General features: G+C 57.9%; 14 protein-coding genes. 7 read left to right on the top strand and 7 right to left on the bottom strand.

Annotated features, from left to right (window positions below; genetic code table 11):
* Nucleotides 1-4: 4 nt before the first annotated feature.
* Entirely contained in the window at nucleotides 5-1,240 is a 1,236-nt protein-coding gene (locus ACRZ96_RS09740) for an acyl-CoA dehydrogenase family protein (protein ID WP_480814446.1), read from the bottom strand.
* Nucleotides 1,241-1,462: 222 nt separating this feature from the next.
* Nucleotides 1,463-1,819 (bottom strand): hypothetical protein, encoded by a 357-nt coding sequence (locus tag ACRZ96_RS09735; RefSeq protein ID WP_170404458.1) that lies wholly within the window; start codon nucleotides 1,817-1,819, stop codon nucleotides 1,463-1,465.
* Between the two features lie 176 nt (nucleotides 1,820-1,995).
* Here ACRZ96_RS09735 and ACRZ96_RS09730 point away from each other — a divergent pair, with 176 nt between their 5' ends.
* From ACRZ96_RS09730 to ACRZ96_RS09720, 3 genes are all read left to right on the top strand, one after another.
* Nucleotides 1,996-2,829, top strand: a complete 834-nt coding sequence (locus tag ACRZ96_RS09730) for a bifunctional allantoicase/(S)-ureidoglycine aminohydrolase (RefSeq protein WP_170397455.1) — start codon at nucleotides 1,996-1,998, stop codon at nucleotides 2,827-2,829.
* Between the two features lie 102 nt (nucleotides 2,830-2,931).
* Complete coding sequence (locus tag ACRZ96_RS09725) at nucleotides 2,932-3,255, top strand: hypothetical protein (protein WP_170397457.1); 324 nt, start codon at nucleotides 2,932-2,934, stop codon at nucleotides 3,253-3,255.
* A 54-nt stretch (nucleotides 3,256-3,309) separates the two neighbouring features.
* On the top strand, nucleotides 3,310-4,299 hold the full coding sequence (locus tag ACRZ96_RS09720) for a type I glyceraldehyde-3-phosphate dehydrogenase (protein WP_480814445.1): 990 nt from the start codon (nucleotides 3,310-3,312) through the stop codon (nucleotides 4,297-4,299).
* A gap of 39 nt (nucleotides 4,300-4,338) precedes the next feature.
* Here ACRZ96_RS09720 and ACRZ96_RS09715 read toward each other — a convergent pair whose 3' ends face one another.
* From ACRZ96_RS09715 to puuE, 3 genes are all read right to left on the bottom strand, one after another.
* Nucleotides 4,339-5,766 carry a nucleobase:cation symporter-2 family protein gene (locus ACRZ96_RS09715; RefSeq protein WP_480814444.1) on the bottom strand — a complete coding sequence of 476 codons (1,428 nt, stop codon included), beginning with the start codon at nucleotides 5,764-5,766 and terminating at the stop codon, nucleotides 4,339-4,341.
* Between the two features lie 67 nt (nucleotides 5,767-5,833).
* Complete coding sequence (locus ACRZ96_RS09710) at nucleotides 5,834-6,319, bottom strand: ureidoglycolate lyase (RefSeq protein ID WP_170564627.1); 486 nt, start codon at nucleotides 6,317-6,319, stop codon at nucleotides 5,834-5,836.
* Entirely contained in the window at nucleotides 6,316-7,734 is a 1,419-nt protein-coding gene (gene puuE / locus ACRZ96_RS09705) for an allantoinase PuuE (RefSeq protein ID WP_480705619.1), read from the bottom strand. The genes ACRZ96_RS09710 and puuE overlap by 4 nt, the downstream gene beginning before the upstream one ends.
* Nucleotides 7,735-7,897: 163 nt before the next feature.
* On the opposite strand from puuE, the gene uraH reads away from it, so the two are divergent.
* On the top strand, nucleotides 7,898-8,254 hold the full coding sequence (uraH, locus tag ACRZ96_RS09700; RefSeq protein WP_480705621.1) for a hydroxyisourate hydrolase: 357 nt from the start codon (nucleotides 7,898-7,900) through the stop codon (nucleotides 8,252-8,254).
* Between the two features lie 2 nt (nucleotides 8,255-8,256).
* Here uraH and ACRZ96_RS09695 read toward each other — a convergent pair whose 3' ends face one another.
* The gene (locus ACRZ96_RS09695) at nucleotides 8,257-9,171 is read right to left on the bottom strand and encodes a LysR family transcriptional regulator (protein WP_170511345.1); all 915 of its coding nucleotides are present in this window, start codon (nucleotides 9,169-9,171) and stop codon (nucleotides 8,257-8,259) included.
* 95 nt (nucleotides 9,172-9,266) lie between these two features.
* On the opposite strand from ACRZ96_RS09695, the gene ACRZ96_RS09690 reads away from it, so the two are divergent.
* The 3 genes from ACRZ96_RS09690 (at nucleotide 9,267) to ACRZ96_RS09680 (ending at nucleotide 16,531) form a co-directional block, all read left to right on the top strand.
* Entirely contained in the window at nucleotides 9,267-10,490 is a 1,224-nt protein-coding gene (locus ACRZ96_RS09690; RefSeq protein WP_170799770.1) for a urate hydroxylase PuuD, read from the top strand.
* Nucleotides 10,491-10,643: 153 nt separating this feature from the next.
* The gene (locus ACRZ96_RS09685; RefSeq protein WP_480705623.1) at nucleotides 10,644-12,449 is read left to right on the top strand and encodes an autotransporter assembly complex protein TamA; all 1,806 of its coding nucleotides are present in this window, start codon (nucleotides 10,644-10,646) and stop codon (nucleotides 12,447-12,449) included.
* A complete protein-coding gene (locus ACRZ96_RS09680; RefSeq protein WP_480771649.1) occupies nucleotides 12,449-16,531 on the top strand; it encodes a translocation/assembly module TamB domain-containing protein in 4,083 nt (1,360 codons plus the stop codon). Before ACRZ96_RS09685 ends, ACRZ96_RS09680 begins: the two co-directional genes overlap by 1 nt.
* A 48-nt stretch (nucleotides 16,532-16,579) precedes the next feature.
* Here ACRZ96_RS09680 and fdhF read toward each other — a convergent pair whose 3' ends face one another.
* A complete protein-coding gene (gene fdhF / locus ACRZ96_RS09675; protein WP_480814443.1) occupies nucleotides 16,580-19,366 on the bottom strand; it encodes a formate dehydrogenase subunit alpha in 2,787 nt (928 codons plus the stop codon).
* Nucleotides 19,367-19,379 lie beyond the last annotated feature (13 nt).

The raw sequence follows: 19,379 nt of genomic DNA, 5'->3' as shown, positions 1-19,379 counted from the left end.
CGCCTCAGACTTTTTCCTGCGTGTATTTCTTCAACTCGGCGCGAGCGACCTGACGGCGATGCACGGCGTCAGGACCATCCGCCAGGCGCAGCGTACGCACATGGGTCCATGCATTCGCTAACGGTGTATCCTGACTGATCCCCTGCGCGCCGAACATCTGCACAGCCTCATCGATCACCTTAAGCGCAACCTTGGGCGCAACGACCTTGATCTGGCTGATCCATGGGGCCGCTGCCCGTGCATCGCCCTGATCCATGTACCAGGCGGCCTTGAGGCACAGCAAACGGGCCATTTCGATCTCCATCCGACATTCGGCGATGATGTCGTAGTTTGCCCCCAGCTGCGCCAGTTTCTTCCCAAACGCCTGGCGCTGTAGCGAACGCTTGCACATCTGCTCCAGCGCAGACTCGGCCTGACCAATCGCGCGCATGCAATGGTGAATACGGCCCGGCCCCAAGCGCCCCTGCGCGATCTCGAACCCGCGCCCTTCGCCCAGTAGAATGTTTTCGGCTGGGACCCGGACATCGGTAAAGCGGATATGCATGTGACCATGGGGCGCATCGTCGTGGCCATAGACCTCCATCGGGCGCAATACCTCAATACCCGGCGCATCTGCTGGGACCACGATCATCGACTGGCGCTGGTGCTTTGGCAGATCGTCCCCGCCGGTTTTGACCATCACGATATAGACCTTGCAACGCGGATCGCCCGCCCCAGACGACCACCATTTCTCGCCGTTCAGAACATATTCGGCCCCGTCCCGCACGCAGGACATCGAAATGTTGGTGGCATCTGATGAGGCCACATCGGGTTCGGTCATCAGATAGGCCGAGCGAATCTGCCCGTCGAGCAAAGGCTTCAGCCACTGCTCTTTCATCGCGCCTGACCCGTAGCGTTCAAACACCTCCATATTCCCTGTATCGGGCGCGGAGCAGTTGAAAACTTCGGCCCCCAAGGGCGTCTTGCCCATCTCCTCGGCGAAATAGGCGTATTCAACTGTGCTGAGGCCAAAACCTTTGTCGCTGTCTGTCAGCCAGAAGTTCCAAAGCCCCGCCGCCTTGGCCTTGGCTTTCAGCCCCTCGAGAATCTCGGCCTGTCGCTCGGTATATTTCCAACGATCGCCTTTATTGATTTCTGCCTGATACTCATCTTCAAGCGGCATGACCTCGTCGTGAATCATATCCCTCACCCGCTGTAACAGGGCGCGGTTTTCCTCACGCAATCCGAAAGTCATGGTCATGTCTATTCCTTCCCTGTGGCGCAATGCGGGTCTTTGGCTTTGGTCCGAGGATGGCTTAGTGGCCATGAGCGTGTCCAGCTAAGTGACGGAACGTCATTCACGCAAATTGAGCCCGGTCCAGCATCAATGCGATGCCCAGCAGGGGGCCTGCAGTCAGATTAGCTGGAGCAAATCACAAGGGTGCAGCTGTGCTAGTTCGGGTGCTGGCCAGTGCAACGGCCTTTAAGGTGTCAGGATCCAGTTCCCATCAGCGGTCTTGCAGCGGCGCGTTCTGATATCGCGGGCCTGTGCAGCACCTTCAGGCTGCACAAAGTGCTGAAGTATCACACAATTGCCCTGAACGCTTTGCACGCGGATTGTCCCCTTCGAGCCGGTGTCCTGATTGAGCCAAGCCCTCTCCTGCCCCACGGATGGAGTGCCCGTCGACAGCAACGCGTTTGAGGTGTCGTTCAACACCTCAAAGTCAGCGGGGCTCAACCCCATTTCCGCGATGATTCGGGAAAGTGGTTTAGCCTGTGCTATTCCACCCACCCCTAGAAAAAGTGCAGCAACCAGCGCTGTGTAAACAAAGGCTTTCATCAAAGGGCCTCGCCGATTTGAATGACTTTCACGTCCATAGATATACCTCTATGCGTGTGCGGCCAAGCCCCACTTGGCCACCTTCAAATTATCCCGAACAAACCTTTCGCAAGGCGGGCGCTAGGTCCGCCCGTGAGATCGCCTCATATTGTGCCCAGACGAAGCAGAGGCATTTGATGACACATCCTAAATATTATGCACCGACAGGCGGACATCCGGGGCAAGAGCAACTGTTGACCGACCGTGCCATGTTCACCGATGCCTATGCGGTAATCCCCAAGGGCACGATGCGCGACATCGTCACCAGCTTTCTGCCTTTCTGGGAGAATACACGTCTTTGGGTCTTATCCCGGCCTTTGAGTGGTTTTGCCGAGACATTCTCGCAATACATAATGGAGGTGCAGCCCGGCGGTGGCAGCGATACGCCTGAAACCGACCCAAATGCGCAAGGGGTGATCTTCGTGGTCGAGGGCAGCGTTACGCTGACCCTGAACGAAGCGGATCATGTTCTTGAGATCGGTGGATATGCCTATATCCCCCCGGGCAGCGACTGGACGCTGCACAACCATGGCGATTCAGTTGCCCGGTTCCATTGGGTGCGCAAGGCTTATGATGCAGTGCCCGGCCTGCCCGCCCCTGACCCGATCATCACCAATGAACGCGACGTGGTACCCAACGAAATGCCCGGCACCGAAGGCCGCTGGTCTACCACCCGCTTCACCGATCCGCAGGACCTGCGTCACGACATGCATGTCAACATCGTCAATTTCGAACCCGGTGGCGTGATTCCCTTTGCCGAAACCCATGTGATGGAACACGGCCTTTATGTGCTTGAAGGCAAGGCTGTTTACCGGCTCAATCAGGATTGGGTCGAGGTCGAGGCCGGTGACTACATGTGGCTGCGCGCTTTCTGCCCACAGGCCTGTTACGCAGGCGGACCGGGACGGTTTCGCTATCTGTTGTACAAGGATGTGAATAGGCACATGCCGTTGTCTGTACCGTCTAGGTAGCTGACGATCGGGGCTTTACCGGGTCAAGTTCAGGTAAAGGGGTTCACAGAATCGCTGGAATCTGATGAAATCAAATGAGTTTTCAGCACTGGAGATTGTTCGATGTTACTGCGCGGTACGATGATTGCACTGGTTGCCACCCTTGGCCTTTCGGCGTTCAACGCCGCCCCGGTCGCAGCCAAGGAAGAAACCAAATCCGTTTTCGTCATGAGCCGCACATGGGCGGTGACGCAGGTCTCGGACGCGCCTGTGGTTTATCGGGCGACGCGGGATAATAACAATCTGAACCCCTTTGGCCCGCCGCCACGTCTTCGCACCATCCAGGCAATGGCCGCGATACAGAAGGCGACCGGCTGCAAGGCGATCTATTCCAGCATGTATCAGAACATTTCGGGCCAGTTCTTTTCGCAGGTCAGCTGCAACTGAAATTGGTACAATACTTTGATTGAGATCGCCTGATCTGCCTGCCATAGCTTGCGCATGAAACTCGCGATCAACGGATTCGGCCGTATCGGCCGCACCATTCTGCGTCAGGTCTTAAGCCTGCCGCAGCATTCGGATGTAGAACTAGTGCTGATCAACGATATCGCACCGCTAGAAACATGCGCATACCTGTTCAAATATGACAGCACGTTTGGCCCCTATCAGGGTTCGGTCACGACCGAAGGTGAAGCACTGAATATCGATGGCCGCGTTATTCTGATGTCTCACAGCGCCGATTTGGCACAGGTCGATCTGTCCGGCGTCGATGTCATGCTCGATTGCACCGGCATCGCGCGAACATCCGACGTGGCCAGCCGGGGCTTGACTGCTGGGGCGGATAAAGTGTTGATTTCCGGTCCGTCACCCGCTGCCGAAGTCACACTGGTGCTGGGGGCAAACGAAGATCAATTGGGCAGCGCACGGATCGTTTCAAATGCATCCTGCACCACCAATGGTCTGGCACCGCTCGTCAAGCTGATTGATGAAATCGGCGGGCTTGTGTCCGGGCACATGACCACCATCCACTGCTATACAAACAGCCAGCCGATGGTCGATGCACCACGCGGGGATTTGGCCCGATCGCGCGCCGGGGCATTGTCGATGGTGCCCACGACCTCGAGCGCGACGCATTTGATTGATATCGTCTTGCCAGACCTGGCCGGTCGTGTGTCGGGGGCCGCGGTGCGTGTTCCGACGGCCAGCGTATCTGCCGTTGATCTTGTCGCCACGCTTGAACGTGGCATGAGCGCTGAGCAGTTCGACCAAGCCTTTCGCGACGCGGTCGCAGCTTCTGCCGTGCTGGGATGGACCGATCTGCCCTTGGTGTCATCTGATTTGCGGTCCCGCCCTGAGTCACTGGTGGTGGCGGGGCCCGAGACGCGCATGATTGGAGAGTGGCAGATCAGGGTCTTTGGCTGGTACGACAATGAATGGGGGTTTTCAGCCCGCATGCTGGATGTCGCGCGCCTGATGGCAAACGCCGGGTAATCCGCAGCGCTGAAGCACGCTGCGGATTACTTCAAGACTTCAATCGTGAGGTAGGCTACCCGCCCCGTGACCGGCCATACCCCCTGAAACCTCTTCAGTCGATTCTTCGGCCAATTCTTCTGGCAGGACCAGATTCAATACAATGGCGATCAGAGCTGCGGGCAGCAGGCCGCTAGTCATCAGGATACGAAGTGTATCAGGCAGGTGCTGAACTGCGCCGGGTTCCAGCTGTAACCCCAGACCGATCGACAGTGAAATCGCGAAAATCACCATGTTGCGGCGGTTCCAATCCACGTCCGACAGCATCGAGATACCTGCCGCAACCACCATACCGAACATAACGATCACACCACCGCCCAGAACTTCGATAGGCACGGTGCGGATAATCGCCCCGACTTTTGGCACGAGACCGCACAGGATCAGGAACACGGCCCCGCAGGTCACCACATGTCGGCTCATCACGCCGGTCATCGCAATCAAGCCGACATTCTGGCTGAACGACGTATTCGGGAATCCGCCAAACATACCTGCGACCGCTGTTCCGAAACCATCTGCATAGGTGGCACCAGCGATCTCCTTGTCAGTCGCTTCACGACCCGCACCGCCCTTGGTGATTCCCGACACGTCACCGACGGTCTCGATGGCCGATACGAAGGACATCAGGCAGAACCCGATTACAGCGGCCAATGAGAACTCAAAGCCATATTTAAAAGGAACGGGCAGCGCAAAGGCCGAGGCGCGCGACCAGCTTGTACCAATGGCTTCGAACGTCACCATGCCAACCATCAGGGCATAGACGTAGCCGACGGCCAACCCGACCAACACCGCAGAGACCGAAAGCATGCCGCGTGCAAAGAACTTGAGGCCCAGTGTCACGACCACCACGACAAGTGCCGCCGACCAGTTGAGTAGCGATCCATATTCCGGGGTGCCAATCGCGGGAACGCCCCCGGCCGCATATTGAATGCCCACCTTGACCAGCGCCAGACCGATCATTGTGACAACCAATCCCGTCACCAGAGGCGGCAACGCAAAACGTATTTTGCCGATGAAGAGACCAAGAAAGGCGTGAAACAGGCCGCCAACCAGGACGCCGCAAAACAGCGCCCCTAAGGCATCCACGCCTTTTCCGGCGACCAGAGGGATCATGATGGGCAAAAACGCAAAGCTCGTTCCTTGTACAATCGGCAGAGCCGCTCCGACCGGGCCAATCGTGATAGTCTGCAGCAGGGTCGCCAGCCCAGCGAACAGCATCGACATCTGGATCAGGTACAGCAATTCGGGAAAATCCGGGGAGTTCGACCCAAATCCAAAACCGGCAGCACCCGCCACGATGATGGCCGGTGTCACGTTCGAGACGAACATCGCCAAAACATGCTGAATGCCCAGCGGTATCGCCTTGTGCAAGGCGGGTGTGAAGTTCGGGTCCCGAAGCTGTTCGGGCGTCCCTATCGAAGTTTCAGCCATGATCTCATTGTCCTCCCTAAGATCCAATGGGGTTCTTACCGCTTCTCTGGCGGCTTCGGTTCTGGTTTCAGCGGTTGACCACCTCGTACGGTGTGCTGAACCAGTATTCCTCCAAGTTCGGGCCTTCCCCGATCCGATCAACGACTGCGAACAGACCGGGTCCATGCAAGGGTGTCAGGACTCCGTGCCATGTTCCCCGGTGATAGTTCACCGCCTGTCCTGGCTGTGTAATGAACGCGCGAGGACGACCCGGTTGCCCCTCCTCATCCGGGGCGACGATCACGAGAAAGGGCTGGTGAGTCATCGGAATGAACGCCTGGCTGCCGTCGGGATGACGCTCAACCATCGCTAGCTGATAAGGCAGTTCGCGTGGGTTTGCATTGAACAGGCTGATGCCCGCTTGGGCATCACCGAAATCCAGCCTTGCCCGATCATGATACCGCCCGCACTGGCCCTGGTTGATGATCTTGTCGGCCTCACCTGACACATCAATCAGATCACCAAACGGTGCGAAAGCTTCGGCCGAGATCGGTTCAGCGACAATCCGTGTCATGAGGGCAGCACATCGCGAAGACGGAACTCGGCAATCCGCTCGACCTGTCGGCAGGCCTCGGCGAACTCGGTTTCGCGATCCTGTTCGATGCGCCGTTCGAATGCGTTTAGGATCGAAGCCTTGTTGTGGTCCCGCACGGCAACGATGAACGGAAAGCCGAATTTTTCCGTATAGCGCTGGTTCAGTTCGGTGAAGGTGGCGCGTTCCTCATCCGTCAGCGCATCAAGCCCTGCCGAGGCTTGCTCGGACGTACTTTCCTGTGTCAGCCGCTTAGCCTGCGCCAGTTTGCCTGCCAGATCAGGGTGGGCCGTCAAAACGCCCAACCGTTCCTCGGTTGAGGCGGACCGAAACATGCGGGTCAAAGCATTGTGTAATCCGCCTGCCGTGTCATGCGCCGCGCCCAATTCCAGATCATAGGCGCGCTCGGCGATCCAAGCGGAATGCTCGAAGATACCTCCATACTCAGAGACGAATTCTTCGCGGCCCATTTGCGAGGGTTGTGGACGCTCAGCCGCCGGGTGCTTTTCGGCCCAATGCTCGGCAATCTGCAATCGCGTCGCGAACCACACGTCCGAGAACCCGCGCGCGTAATCCAGAAACCGTTTCAGCGCCATGACGCGTCCCGGTCGCCCGATCAGGCGACAGTGCAAACCGATCGACAGCATCTTGGGTGCACCAGCCTCGCCTTCCGCATAAAGCGCATCGAAACTGTCTTTCAGATATGAATAGAACTGATCCCCGGCGTTGAACCCCTGTGGCGTCGCAAAGCGCATGTCGTTGCAATCCAGCGTGTAGGGAACAATCAACTGATCCCGACCACCGGTTTGCATCCAGTAGGGTAGATCGTCTGCATAGGTATCGGCAACATAAGCAAAGCCACCTTCCTCGGCGACCAGACGCACGGTGTTGTCCGAACAGCGCCCAGTGTACCAGCCGCGCGGGCGATCCCCTACGACTTCGGCATGCAGACGGATCGCTTCGGCGATCTGGGCCCGTTCTTCCGCCTCGGGCATATCCTTGTGCTCGACCCATTTCAGGCCATGGCTGGCAATCTCCCACCCGGCCGACTTCATCGCCGCAACCTGATCAGGCGAACGCGCTAACGCGGTAGCAACACCATAAACGGTAATCGGTAGGTCTTTCATCAAGCGATGCAGGCGCCAGAACCCCGACCGCGAACCGTATTCATAGATCGATTCCATGTTCCAATGACGCTGGTCCGGCCACTGCGCCGCCCCAACGATCTCGGACAAGAACGCCTCGGACGCAGCGTCCCCGTGCAGTACACAGTTCTCGCCGCCTTCTTCGTAGTTCAACACAATCTGCACAGCCAGTTTCGCCCCGCCAGGCCATGCGGCGTCAGGTGGGTTGGCTCCGTATCCGATCATATCGCGGGGGTAACGAGGCGGCTGCATAGGGTCTTCCAGTCCGATTAGGTGTTTTGACAGCTTTACCGCAGAAACGGTCTATTGATTATCAAATCAATCCGAACACTGTTTCCACTTCTTTCGGCATTTCAACCATTTTGCGGTTTGGCCCAGACTGTGGCACACCAAAAGAAACACATAGGAGAGACCCTTGGCTGGCTATCTGACAACCCACGTTCTCGACACGGCGCGCGGCTGCCCCGCTGAGGGGTTGAAAATCGCGCTCTACAAAGTGTCAGGGAACTCGCACCGTAAACTGGTCGAGATGGAAACCAACGCGGATGGCCGAACCAATAGCCCGATCTTACCGCAGGACGACTTTAAAACCGGCACTTATGAGCTGATATTCTTCGCCGGAGATTACCTGCGCGCGACGGGTCAGGATGGCGATGATCCTCTGTTTCTGGATCAGGTGCCGATCCGCTTTGGCATGTCCGATGCGGACTCGCACTACCACGTTCCGCTGCTGTTGTCCCCCTACGGCTACTCGACCTACCGGGGCAGCTAGCCCTAGACTTCGGCGCTTCGAACCACTTTGCCGATCCGGTCAATCATGAAATCCATAAACAGCCGCGCCTTCGGGTCCTGATGGCGGCGATGCGTATACAGGCAGGCCATTTGCACGGGAACCGGAGGCGTCTTCATCGCCACCGGGATCAGCCTCCCCGCCTTCAAGTGCTCTGACACCTCAAAAACGGGTTTCATGGCAATACCTTGCCCGGACAGCGCCCAATCGGTCAAAACATCACCATCGTCACATTCATACCTGCCCGAGACAGCAAATCGTTTCGGGCCATCGGGTGTTTCCAGCATCCACTGAAACTCTGCCGCGCCGGGGAAGCGCAGGTTCAAGCATTCATGCTTGCCTGAAATCAGATCGGATCCAGCTTCTGGCATCCCACATCGGCTCACGTAATCAGGGGCTGCACATAGCACACGCTGGCAATCCGCAATCTTGCGAATGCGCAATGTACTGTCTTCGGGCTGACCGATGAAAAAAGCCAGATCCAAGCCTTCAGTGGTCAGATCAACCGAGCGGTCTGTCAGTCTTAAACGCACATCGATCTCAGGGTATTCTGACAGAAAATCAGGCACATGAGGCGCCAATAACCGGCGCCCGACGCCCAAGGGCGCAGCAACAAACAGAGACCCGCGGGGGGCTTCGGTCAGATGCGTGACTTGGGCCTCTGCCTCATCAACTGCATCCAGAACCGCAACCGCGCCGGGGTAGAACGCCCGTCCCTGTTCCGTTGGTGTCAGGTTCCGGGTTGTGCGCTGAAACAGGCGCACTCCCAGATGATCCTCCAACTGCGAAATTCGCGCCGACGTCACCGCAGGTGAAATTCTCATATCCCGCCCGGCGGCTGACATGCTGCCCAAGTCATAGACCCGGACAAAGGTTCGAATGTTGTCGAGATAGGACATCTTATCGTTTTTTTTGATACAGTTTGACAATATACGGGAATACCGAAGAAAAGCCCGTTTGCCTAGTGTGGCGCAACGCAATCGGAGACATAAGCATGTACGACTTCGCCGTGTTCTGGGATTGGATTGGTTTTGGCGTGCGCTGGTTGCACGTTATCACCGCGATTGCCTGGATCGGATCATCCTTCTACTTCATCGCGCTGGATCTTGGTTTGAACCGCGATATCCCCGGACCGGCGGACGGCGAGGAATGGCAAGTCCATGGCGGAGGATTCTATCACATCCAGAAATATCTCGTCGCTCCGGAGCGTATGCCCGACCACCTGACCTGGTTTAAATGGGAAAGCTATGCCACATGGCTCAGCGGTGCCGCGCTACTGATGATCGTCTACTGGGTAGGCGGAGAGCTCTATCTGATCGATGCCCAAAAGGCGGATCTGGCGCTATGGCAAGGCATATTGATCTCGGCTGCCTCGCTGACTGTCGGTTGGCTGGTCTACGATTTTCTCTGCAAGTCGGGATTGGGCGAGCGTCCGACATTGCTGATGGTTCTTCTGTTCGTGCTGCTGGTGATTATGGGCTGGGGTTATAACCAGATATTCACCGGTCGCGCGATGATGCTGCATCTTGGGGCCTTCACGGCCACAATCATGACCGCAAATGTGTTCTTCATCATCATGCCAAACCAGCGCATTGTGGTGGACGACCTAAAGAACGGGCGCACACCTGATCCGAAATACGGCAAAATCGCCAAGCTGCGTTCGACCCACAACAACTATCTGACATTGCCGGTCGTGTTTCTGATGTTGTCGAACCACTATCCGCTGGCTTTTGCGACCGAGTATAATTGGATCATCGCCGCGCTGGTCTTCCTGATGGGTGTCACGATCCGGCACTATTTCAACACCCGCCACGCGCGCGCTGGAAACCCAACCTGGACCTGGCTGGTAACGGCTTTGCTGTTCATGACCATCATGTGGTTGTCGACCGCTTCGATGAACGACCCGTTGGAAGAGGCCGAAGCGCGGCAACTAACTCCCTACGAACAGAAATTCGCATCAGCGGATGGCTTTGAAGAAGCACAGGACATAGTTCTGGGTCGCTGTTCTATGTGCCACGCGCGCGAACCTGTCTGGGAAGGCATCATGTGGGCACCCAAAGGTGTCCTGCTGGAAACAAAAGCTGACATTGCTCAGAACGCGCAGCAGATTTATCTGCAATCCGGCGTCACACATGCCATGCCTCCCGCGAACGTGACCTATATGGAACCTGAAGACCGGGATGCGATTGTTCGCTGGTTCCGAAATGCTGGTCTGTAGCGGATTGGCACACGAGTTTGCCAATAAAAACACCTGAACTTTGTTTAGTTCTTCCCCTAAGCGCCGTCAGATGCTCTAAATGAATTCAACACGCCGCATTCGTTTTGTTTCGCGGCCATAGCGATTTCGACTTGGGGCAGTTGGAGCCAGACAATGACAGGGAGCAGACCGCGCAGCGATCTGAGAGGCTGGCTTTTTGGTGCGTTTGTGGCCTTGTCCCCCAATCTTGCTACCGCGCTAGAAACGACCCTATCCGCCCCTGGTGCATCTGAAGATCTGGTCGATCGCTTGGAAGAGACTTCATCCATCTTCACCTCGGAATCGCGTGGTCTTGATACGTCACTGGAAATACTGTCGGCAGCTTTGTCCGACTACCGCACCATCGTTCAGATCATGTACGATGAAGGCTATTTCAGCCCCGTCGTCAGCATCAAGCTTGACGGGCAGGAAGCCGCCAAAATCAATTCGCTGAACGTTCCAGCCCAATTCAAACGGGCGACTATCCTTGTCACACCAGGGCGGAAGTTCAAGTTCGGAACGGCTGTCGTGCAACCGCTGGCACCGGGCACGGAACTGCCCGAAGAGTTCGCCACGGGTAAGACCGCGACCACCGGAGCGATCCAACAGGCGGCTTCGGCCGGGGTGCAGGGCTGGCGCGATACAGGCCATGCCAAGGCGGAAGTGGAAGATCAGAAAGTAATAGCGCGCCATGCGCAGGCACGGCTGGACGCGACAATTGATCTGGCTCCGGGGCCAAGGTTGCGGTTCGGCAAAATGATCATTCAGGGCGATACAAATGTCCGCCATCGATCGATCGAGAAAGTCGCAGGCTTCCCGTCGGGTGAGGTTTATTCGCCTGAACAGGTCCAAAAGGTTGGCACCCGCCTGCGGCGCACCGGCACATTCGCTACGGTTTCGCTCAAGGAACATGAAGAACCCAACCCGGATGGCACGCTTGATTTCGACGCAACTTTCGAAGACCTGCCACCGCGCCGCCTGACCTTTGGGGCCGAGATTGCCTCGCGCGACGGGGTTGATCTTACCGCTACGTGGACCCATCGAAACGTTTTCCGGCGAGCCGAAAGGCTGCGGTTCGAGGCGGCAATCCGCAATATCGGCGGTGCCGAGGATATCGATGGACGCATTGGTCTGCGGCTGGATCAACCTGATCGTCTGGGCCCTGACGACAATACATTCTGGAGCGCACTGTTGGAGCGGCGCAATACCGAAAACTACAACGTCACCGTCGCCTCGCTTGCATATGGTGCACGCCGCACATTCTCTGACCGCCTCTACGCCGAAGCCTCGGCAGGTTTCCAATGGTCGGACGCAGATGACGCCTATGGCGATGGGCGCAAGTTTCGATACTTCATTCTTCCGTTCCGGTCAGAATGGGATGAACGCGACAGCAAGGTCAGCGCGACGCGCGGCTATTATCTAGACTCGCAAGTCATGCCCTTTGTCGGGTTCTCCGGATCGGATACCGGCCTGAGAATGTTCTTTGACGGTCGCGCCTATAACGATCTGGGCACCGCCGGTCGGCTGGTGTTGGCAGGCCGGGTGCAGTTGGGATCGGTCCTCGGACCTCCGGCAGATGGTGTGACTCCAGATTTCCTGTTCTTCTCGGGTGGTGCCGGTACAGTACGGGGTCAGCCATTTGAAAGCCTAGGTATCCCCATCGGGGATGGTGTCGCCGGTGGCAAATCTTTTCTGGGGCTCTCAGCCGAGGTCCGAGGCAAAGTCACTGACGCAATCTCGTTGGTTGGGTTTTATGACTACGGTGTGGTCGACACGTCCTCATTCATCGGCAGCGGCGCGGAAGAGCATTCTGGCGCGGGCCTTGGGATCCGTTATGATCTGGGCGGCTTCGGGCCCTTGCGCTTTGACCTTGCGGTGCCGGTTCAGGGCGATACGGGTGACGGGCTGCAATTCTACCTCGGGATCGGGCAAGCCTTTTGATGCGTCGCGTTGTATATCCCCTGTTGCTAAGTTCAGCAGCGATCACCGTTCCCATCGCGGCGACCGCTCAGGACGAGGGCGGCAGCATGATCGAGCAGTTACTGCAAGATACCCTGTCCGGTGATGATCAGAATGTGCGGGTGATCGGCCTTGAAGGAGCTCTGAGTTCGCGTGCGACGATTCAGGAAATCACAGTCGCCGATGACGACGGCGTCTGGCTCACCATTAAAAACGCTGAATTGGACTGGAACCGATTGGCACTGCTGCGCGGTCGGTTCTCGGTCAACACACTATCGGCGCAGGAAATCGATATCGCCCGCGCACCTGGTACAACAACAAAGGACACGCCGCCCCCTTCAGCCGAAACCCAACCCTTCCAACTGCCTGAACTTCCGGTCTCGATCGAAATCGGAGAGCTGCGTGTCGATGACCTGTCTCTGGGTGAGCCGCTGATCGGCGTCGCTGCCGAGCTTGCCGTGAACGGCAACCTATCGCTGGCTGATGGAACACTGGATACTACGCTGGATATCGACCGACTGGACCGCGCCGGGGACACGATTGATCTGAAAGCAGGCTTTCAGAACGACAGCCGCCAGATCGATCTGGACTTGACCGTAGCCGAAGCATCAGGCGGTCTGATCGCAACGGCCCTGTCCATCCCCGATGCCCCGCCGCTTGAGCTGACTGCAAAAGGCTCGGGGCCGATAACGGATTTTAATGCTGATATCGGTCTAAGCAGCGATCAGCAGCTTCGCGTGTCCGGTCAGGTACGACTGCGCACGGCCGAAGAGAGTGGCAACGCCTCCGATGGAATCGCGTTTACTGCCGATGTCGGAGGCGACCTGACGCCGTTTCTGGCCGAAGAGATGGACACGTTCTTCGGTACCGACACACGGCTGTTTGTAGATGGGCGCACCCATTCTGACGGGGCGCTGGATATATCGGATATCGAGATTACCTCGGAAGCGCTGGACCTCAAAAGCGAACTCAGCCTTGCTTCGGGTGGTGTTCTGAAACTGGTCGCCCTGCAAGGTCGTATCACGCCGCCGGAAGGTGACAAGGTCGTTCTGCCCGTCAGCGGCGGCGATACGTCAATCGGCGCGGCTCAGATTTCGGCCTTGTACAATACCGAGAATGGCAATCTCTGGGACCTGAGCCTGACGACCAACAAGATTGAAACCCCCAACCTGAACCTCGATCATGCACGGATCAGCGGGCAAGGCACGCTAGATCAATCCAGCGGGCTGTCGGTCGATGGCGATCTGCAGGCTGTGTTGGATGGCATTGATCTGACAGATGCCGCACTGAATGCCGCCGTCGGAAATCAGATCACACTGGATGGACAGTTCGAGTACGGCAGCGACCAGACATTGCAATTGTCCGGGGTCGAACTGGTCGGCAGCGACTATACCCTAGACGCTGATGCGTTGATCAGCGGGCTTGCGACCGGGTTGCAGGTTGATGGCACGGCACTGCTGCAGGCGACCGACCTGTCGCGTTTCTCGGACCTGGCACAGCTTCAGCTTGGTGGCGAGGCTTCGATCCAGGTGGTTGGCAAGGGCTCACCACTGGAACGCAGCTTTGACGGCAAGGTCACGGTGAATGGGCGTGATCTGGTGACCGGGCGTGACGATATTGATCCAATGATCACGGGTGAAACCGAAATCGTTCTGGATGCCAAACGCGACACCGATGGGGTAACAATTCGCGATTTCACCGTGAATGGCGACGCTCTGACAGCGCAGGCCAGCGGCACGGTCACGACGCCAAATGGCAATCTGACAATTGACGGTCAGGCCAGCGTGAACGCCCCCGATCTGGCGGTGTTCTCAGGCATCGCACAGCGTGATCTGGCGGGCGCATTACAGGCCCGGCTGGATGGCAAAGGCACCGTACAGACGTTGGAATTCGACGGCCAAGCCAGCGTGATCGGAACAAATATCGAAACCGGGATGAGCGAGTTCGACCCGCTGTTGAAAGGCCGGACATCAATCAATCTGGACGGTGCGCATTCGGGCAACCAAATCGTTATTCGAAACGCCACGATCAAAAGTGCTGCTCTTACTGCCGAGGTGGGCGCAACCATCGATGACCCCACCGGAAACATCGCGGTGGATGGAAGCGCCAAGCTGAACGCCCCCGACCTGTCTTTGTTCTCCGGCCTCGCCGGGCTTGATCTGGCCGGGTCGATTGATGCCGACGTCACCGGTCGGGCCGCGCAAAGCAGCAAGGCCTTTGATATCAAAGGCAACCTGAGAGCAGACGACCTTGCCACGGGTATCCAAGCCGTAGATGCGTTGGTACAGGGACGAACCACGCTGAACGTGGATGCCGCCAACGATGATCAGGGGCTGAACATCCGCACTTTCAGTCTGAACGGAACCGCGCTGACCGCAGATGCATCGGGCCGATTGGATCGGGAGGCCGGTGGCCTCGATTTCTCGGCCATGCTGGACGACATCGGCCGTCTATCCTCGACATTGTCCGGGCCGCTCACGCTGGATGGCAACGTCGCCCCTACAGGGTCCGGTTTGGAAGGCAATGCGCGCCTGCAGGGACCTGATAGCTCGTACGCCAATTTAACCGGAACCGTAGAAACCGGTGGCACCGCGGATCTAAATTTTGACGCCCGCCTGAATCGGGTCGAACGTTTTGTGCCCGATTTCCCCGGAACCGTCGCCGCCAGTGGTGCCGCCCGCCGCGACGCCGGGATGTGGACCATCGACGCAAAGGCTAATGGCCCCGCCGATATCAGTACAACTGTTGCCGGGACCTTTAACGAAACCAGCGGCGAAGCGGACCTGAAGATGCAGGGCGGTGTCAACATCGGTATCGCCAATGCATTTATCTCTCCCAACAATCTGGCCGGTACTGCCCGGTTCGATCTGGCCCTGAAAGGGGCACCTGCGCTGGATGCGCTTAGCGGAACGATTTCAACATCCGGCGCGTCGATGGCCTTGCCCGATGTGGGACAGACAATCACTGGCATCGGGGGTTCCGTAAACATCGCGCAAAGCCGCGCCACGATTGCACTGCAGGGTGGGTTACGAGCGGGCGGAGGGTTTACCGTCAACGGCCCGATTGATCTGACGCCACCCTTCAACGCCCAGATAACCACAGCGCTCAACAATCTCGTGCTGACAGACAAGCTGCTCTATGAAACCACATTGAACGGTCAGATCGCCCTGACCGGGGCATTGGCCGGGAACAGTTCGCTGGCCGGGCAGATCAACTTTGGCGAAACCAACATCAATCTTGCAGCCGCCGCAGGAGCAGTCGGCGCAGCACCAATTCCGACGATCCAACACCTGAACGAAAGCCGTGCCGGTTTCGTAACGCGGGAACGCGCCAATCTGGTGGAAACCGAGGATGAGACTAAAAGCAACTCGCGCATGTCGCTCGACATCGGATTGCTTGCACCCAAGGCAGTCTTTGTCCGAGGACGCGGCGTGAACGCGGAACTGGGCGGTCGCATACAGATTGGTGGAACTACAACTTCTGTTGTGCCGTCAGGCCAGATTGAGCTTATCCGCGGTAATATCGATATCCTTGGTCGCCGCCTTGCGCTGACTAAGGGTGTGGTCACCCTGCAGGGTGACCTGACGCCATATATCGAGTTTGAATCGTCCTCCAGCACCTCGGACGGCACCGCAACGATCGAGATCGCCGGGCCGCTGGACTCACCCGAGGTCGACGTATTCTCAGATCCTGAACGCCCGACCGAGGAAGCGCTAGCAATGCTCTTGTTCGGCAACCGGTTCTCAGAACTGTCACCGTTTGTCATTGCGCAGATGGCGGCCTCATTGGCCCAACTCAGCGGCGCCGGCGGGGATACTACCAAAGGGGTGCGCGAGGCCACGGGCCTGGACACTATCGACCTTGGCGCGACTGAGGGCGGTGGGGGCAGCCTTGGTGCGGGCGCATATCTAAGCGACAATCTCTACACCGATTTCACCGTCAATACCGAAGGTGACACCGAGGTGAACTTGAACCTCGACGTCACCGACAGCTTCACGGTTCGCGGCACGGTGGATGGCCGGGGTGAGACGGGCTTGGGTATCTTTTTCGAACGCGACTACTGAAAAAACAGGCGACCCCAAAGGGCCGCCTTTTTTTCAGTTGATTGAAGACTATTCCGCCGCGACGGCGTCTGCGATCTTTTCGACGCGAATTGCCGAGAACTTGAACTCGGGGATCTTGCCATAAGGATCGATGGCCGAGTTGGTCAGGATATTCGCCGCCGCCTCGACATAAGCGAACGGGATGAACACCATATCTTCGGCAATCGCCCGGTCGGCCCGCACCATGATTTCAATCGAGCCGCGGCGAGTAGTCAGACGAATCATATCGCCCGGCTCAATCCCCATCAGTTTCAATGTACGCGGGTTCATCGAGCAATTCGCTTCAGGTTCCACGGCATCCAGAACGTTGGACCGGCGGGTCATCGACCCCGTATGCCAATGCTCCAGCTGGCGCCCAGTGGTGGCGATCATCGGGTATTCATCATCCGGGGCCTCATCCGGTGGGATGACACTGGCTGGCGTGAACCGGGCGCGACCATCCGCACGTGGGAAACCATCGCCGAACACAATCGCCTGACCTGGGTCTGTCTCGGACAGTGACGGGTAAGTGATCGTCTCCGTCTCAAGCCGTTCCCACGTGATGTTGTCGAGCGAATTCATCGTCAGCTTCATCTCAGCAAAGACCTGAGAAACATCGGAATAATCCCAGTTCAAACCGATCCGCTGCGCCAGCTCAACGGTGATCTTCCAATCCTCGCGCGCCTCACCCGGAGGGGTCACGGCGGGCCGCACACGCTGTACCTGACGGTTGGTGTTCGACACAGTGCCGTTCTTCTCATAGAGCGCTGAGGCGGGCAGAATGATGTCGGCATAGTTCGCCGTTTCGGTCAGGAAGATATCCTGCACGATCATCAGTTCCAGCTTGGCCAGTGCGTCGCGCGCGTGATTCACATCGGGGTCGGACATGGCGGGGTTTTCCCCCTGGATGTACATACCCTTGATGTTGCCCGCATAAGCCTGATCGATGATCTCGGTGACGGTCAGCCCCTTCTCGTTCGAGAAGTCGCGGTCGTCATTCCAGACGTTGGTGAACTTGGCCCGAATGCCGTCGTCGGTAACGGACTGATAGTCCGGCAGGAACATCGGGATCAGGCCCGCGTCTGAGGCACCTTGCACGTTGTTCTGCCCGCGCAACGGGTGAAGACCCGCACCGGGTTTACCAACATTGCCGGTCATCAGAGCCAACGAGATCAAGCAGCGCGAGTTGTCGGTGCCATGGATGTGCTGGCTGACACCCATACCCCAGAAAATCAGACCGGCCTTGGCTTGCGCAAAGGTGCGCGCCACTCGGCGCAGTTGATCCGGTTCGATGCCACAGATCGGCGACATAGCCTCAGGCGTGAACTGGCGCAGGTGTTCTTTCTCGGCTTCCCAGTTCTCGGTCCAGCGGTGGATGTACTGGCTGTCATACAATTCCTCTTCGACGATCACATTCATGATCGCGTTGAGCATTGAGACATCCGCGCCGGGACGGAATTGCAGCATCTCATCAGCGAACTTGCGCATCCCAACGCCGCGCGGGTCCATCACAATCAGCTTGCCGCCGCGTTTGGTGAACTGCTTGAAATAGGTGGCGGCGACAGGGTGGTTTTCAATCGGGTTGGCCCCGATGATGATCGCCACATCCGCGTTTTCGATCTCGTTGAAGGTCGCGGTCACAGCGCCCGAGCCCACATTCTCAATCAGGGCCGCAACAGATGACGCGTGGCACAGACGGGTGCAGTGGTCGACGTTGTTGTGGCGGAAGCCCTGACGGATGAACTTCTGGAACAGATAGGCTTCTTCGTTGGTGCACTTGGCCGAGCCGAAGCCTGCAACGCTGCGCGGGTCTTTGTCGCGCAAGTCCATCAGCTTGGTCGCGGCCAAATCCATCGCCTCTTCCCACGTTGCTTCACGGAAATGGGTATCCAGGTTGCCGGGATCGACGTTCAATCCCTTGGCTGGAGCATCCTCGCGACGGATCAGCGGCTTGGTCAGGCGATGCGGATGGTGAATGTAGTCAAAGCCAAAGCGGCCTTTGACGCACAGACGACCTTCGTTTGCGGGGCCGTTGATGCCCTCGACATACTTCACCTTACCGTCTTTGACCTTGAGCGAAACCTTACAGCCCACGCCGCAGAACGGGCAGACGCTTTCCGTTTCCGAGTCGTAGTCCTTGCTGTCGCCTCGCTGCTGGTCATCCAGTACGGTTGCTGGCATCAAAGCACCGGTCGGGCAGGCCTGCACGCATTCACCACAAGCCACACAGGTCGAAGCACCCATCGGGTCGTTCTGGTCGAACACCACCTGCGCTGTGTGGCCACGACCGGCCATACCAATCACGTCGTTGACCTGCACGTCGCGGCAGGCCCGGACGCAGAGGTTGCAGTTGATGCAGGCGTCCAGATTGACGCGCATCGCAACGTGGCTGTCATCCAACAGCGGGATTTTCTCGGCCTCTTTCGCCGGGAAACGGCTGTCGCTGACATGGTTCAGCTTGGCCATATCCCAGAAGTGGCTGGAGGCGTCGTGCGCTTCCTCAGGCTGATCCGCGACCAACAGCTCCATGACCATCGCGCGCGATTTCTCGGCCCGGTCGCTGTCGGTCTTAACCACCATGCCGTCGGCTGCCGGACGGATGCATGAGGCGACCAGCGTGCGCTCGCCTTCTACCTCGACCATGCAGGCACGGCAATTGCCGTCGGGTTTGTAACCGGGTTGCGGCTTGTGACACAGGTGAGGGATGGTGAACCCCTGCCCCTTGGCCGCTTCCCAGATGGTCCAGCCCTCGGGCACGGTGACATCTTCGCCATTCAGGTTGAAGGTGACGGTCTTGGTTGGGCTTGCATCAAGCATGGCTCTGTCTCCC

This window comes from Ruegeria sp. CF1 (assembly GCF_056537445.1).
The sequence above is the reverse complement of the archived record's forward strand: the minus strand, read 5'-3'. Positions and strand labels throughout refer to the sequence as shown.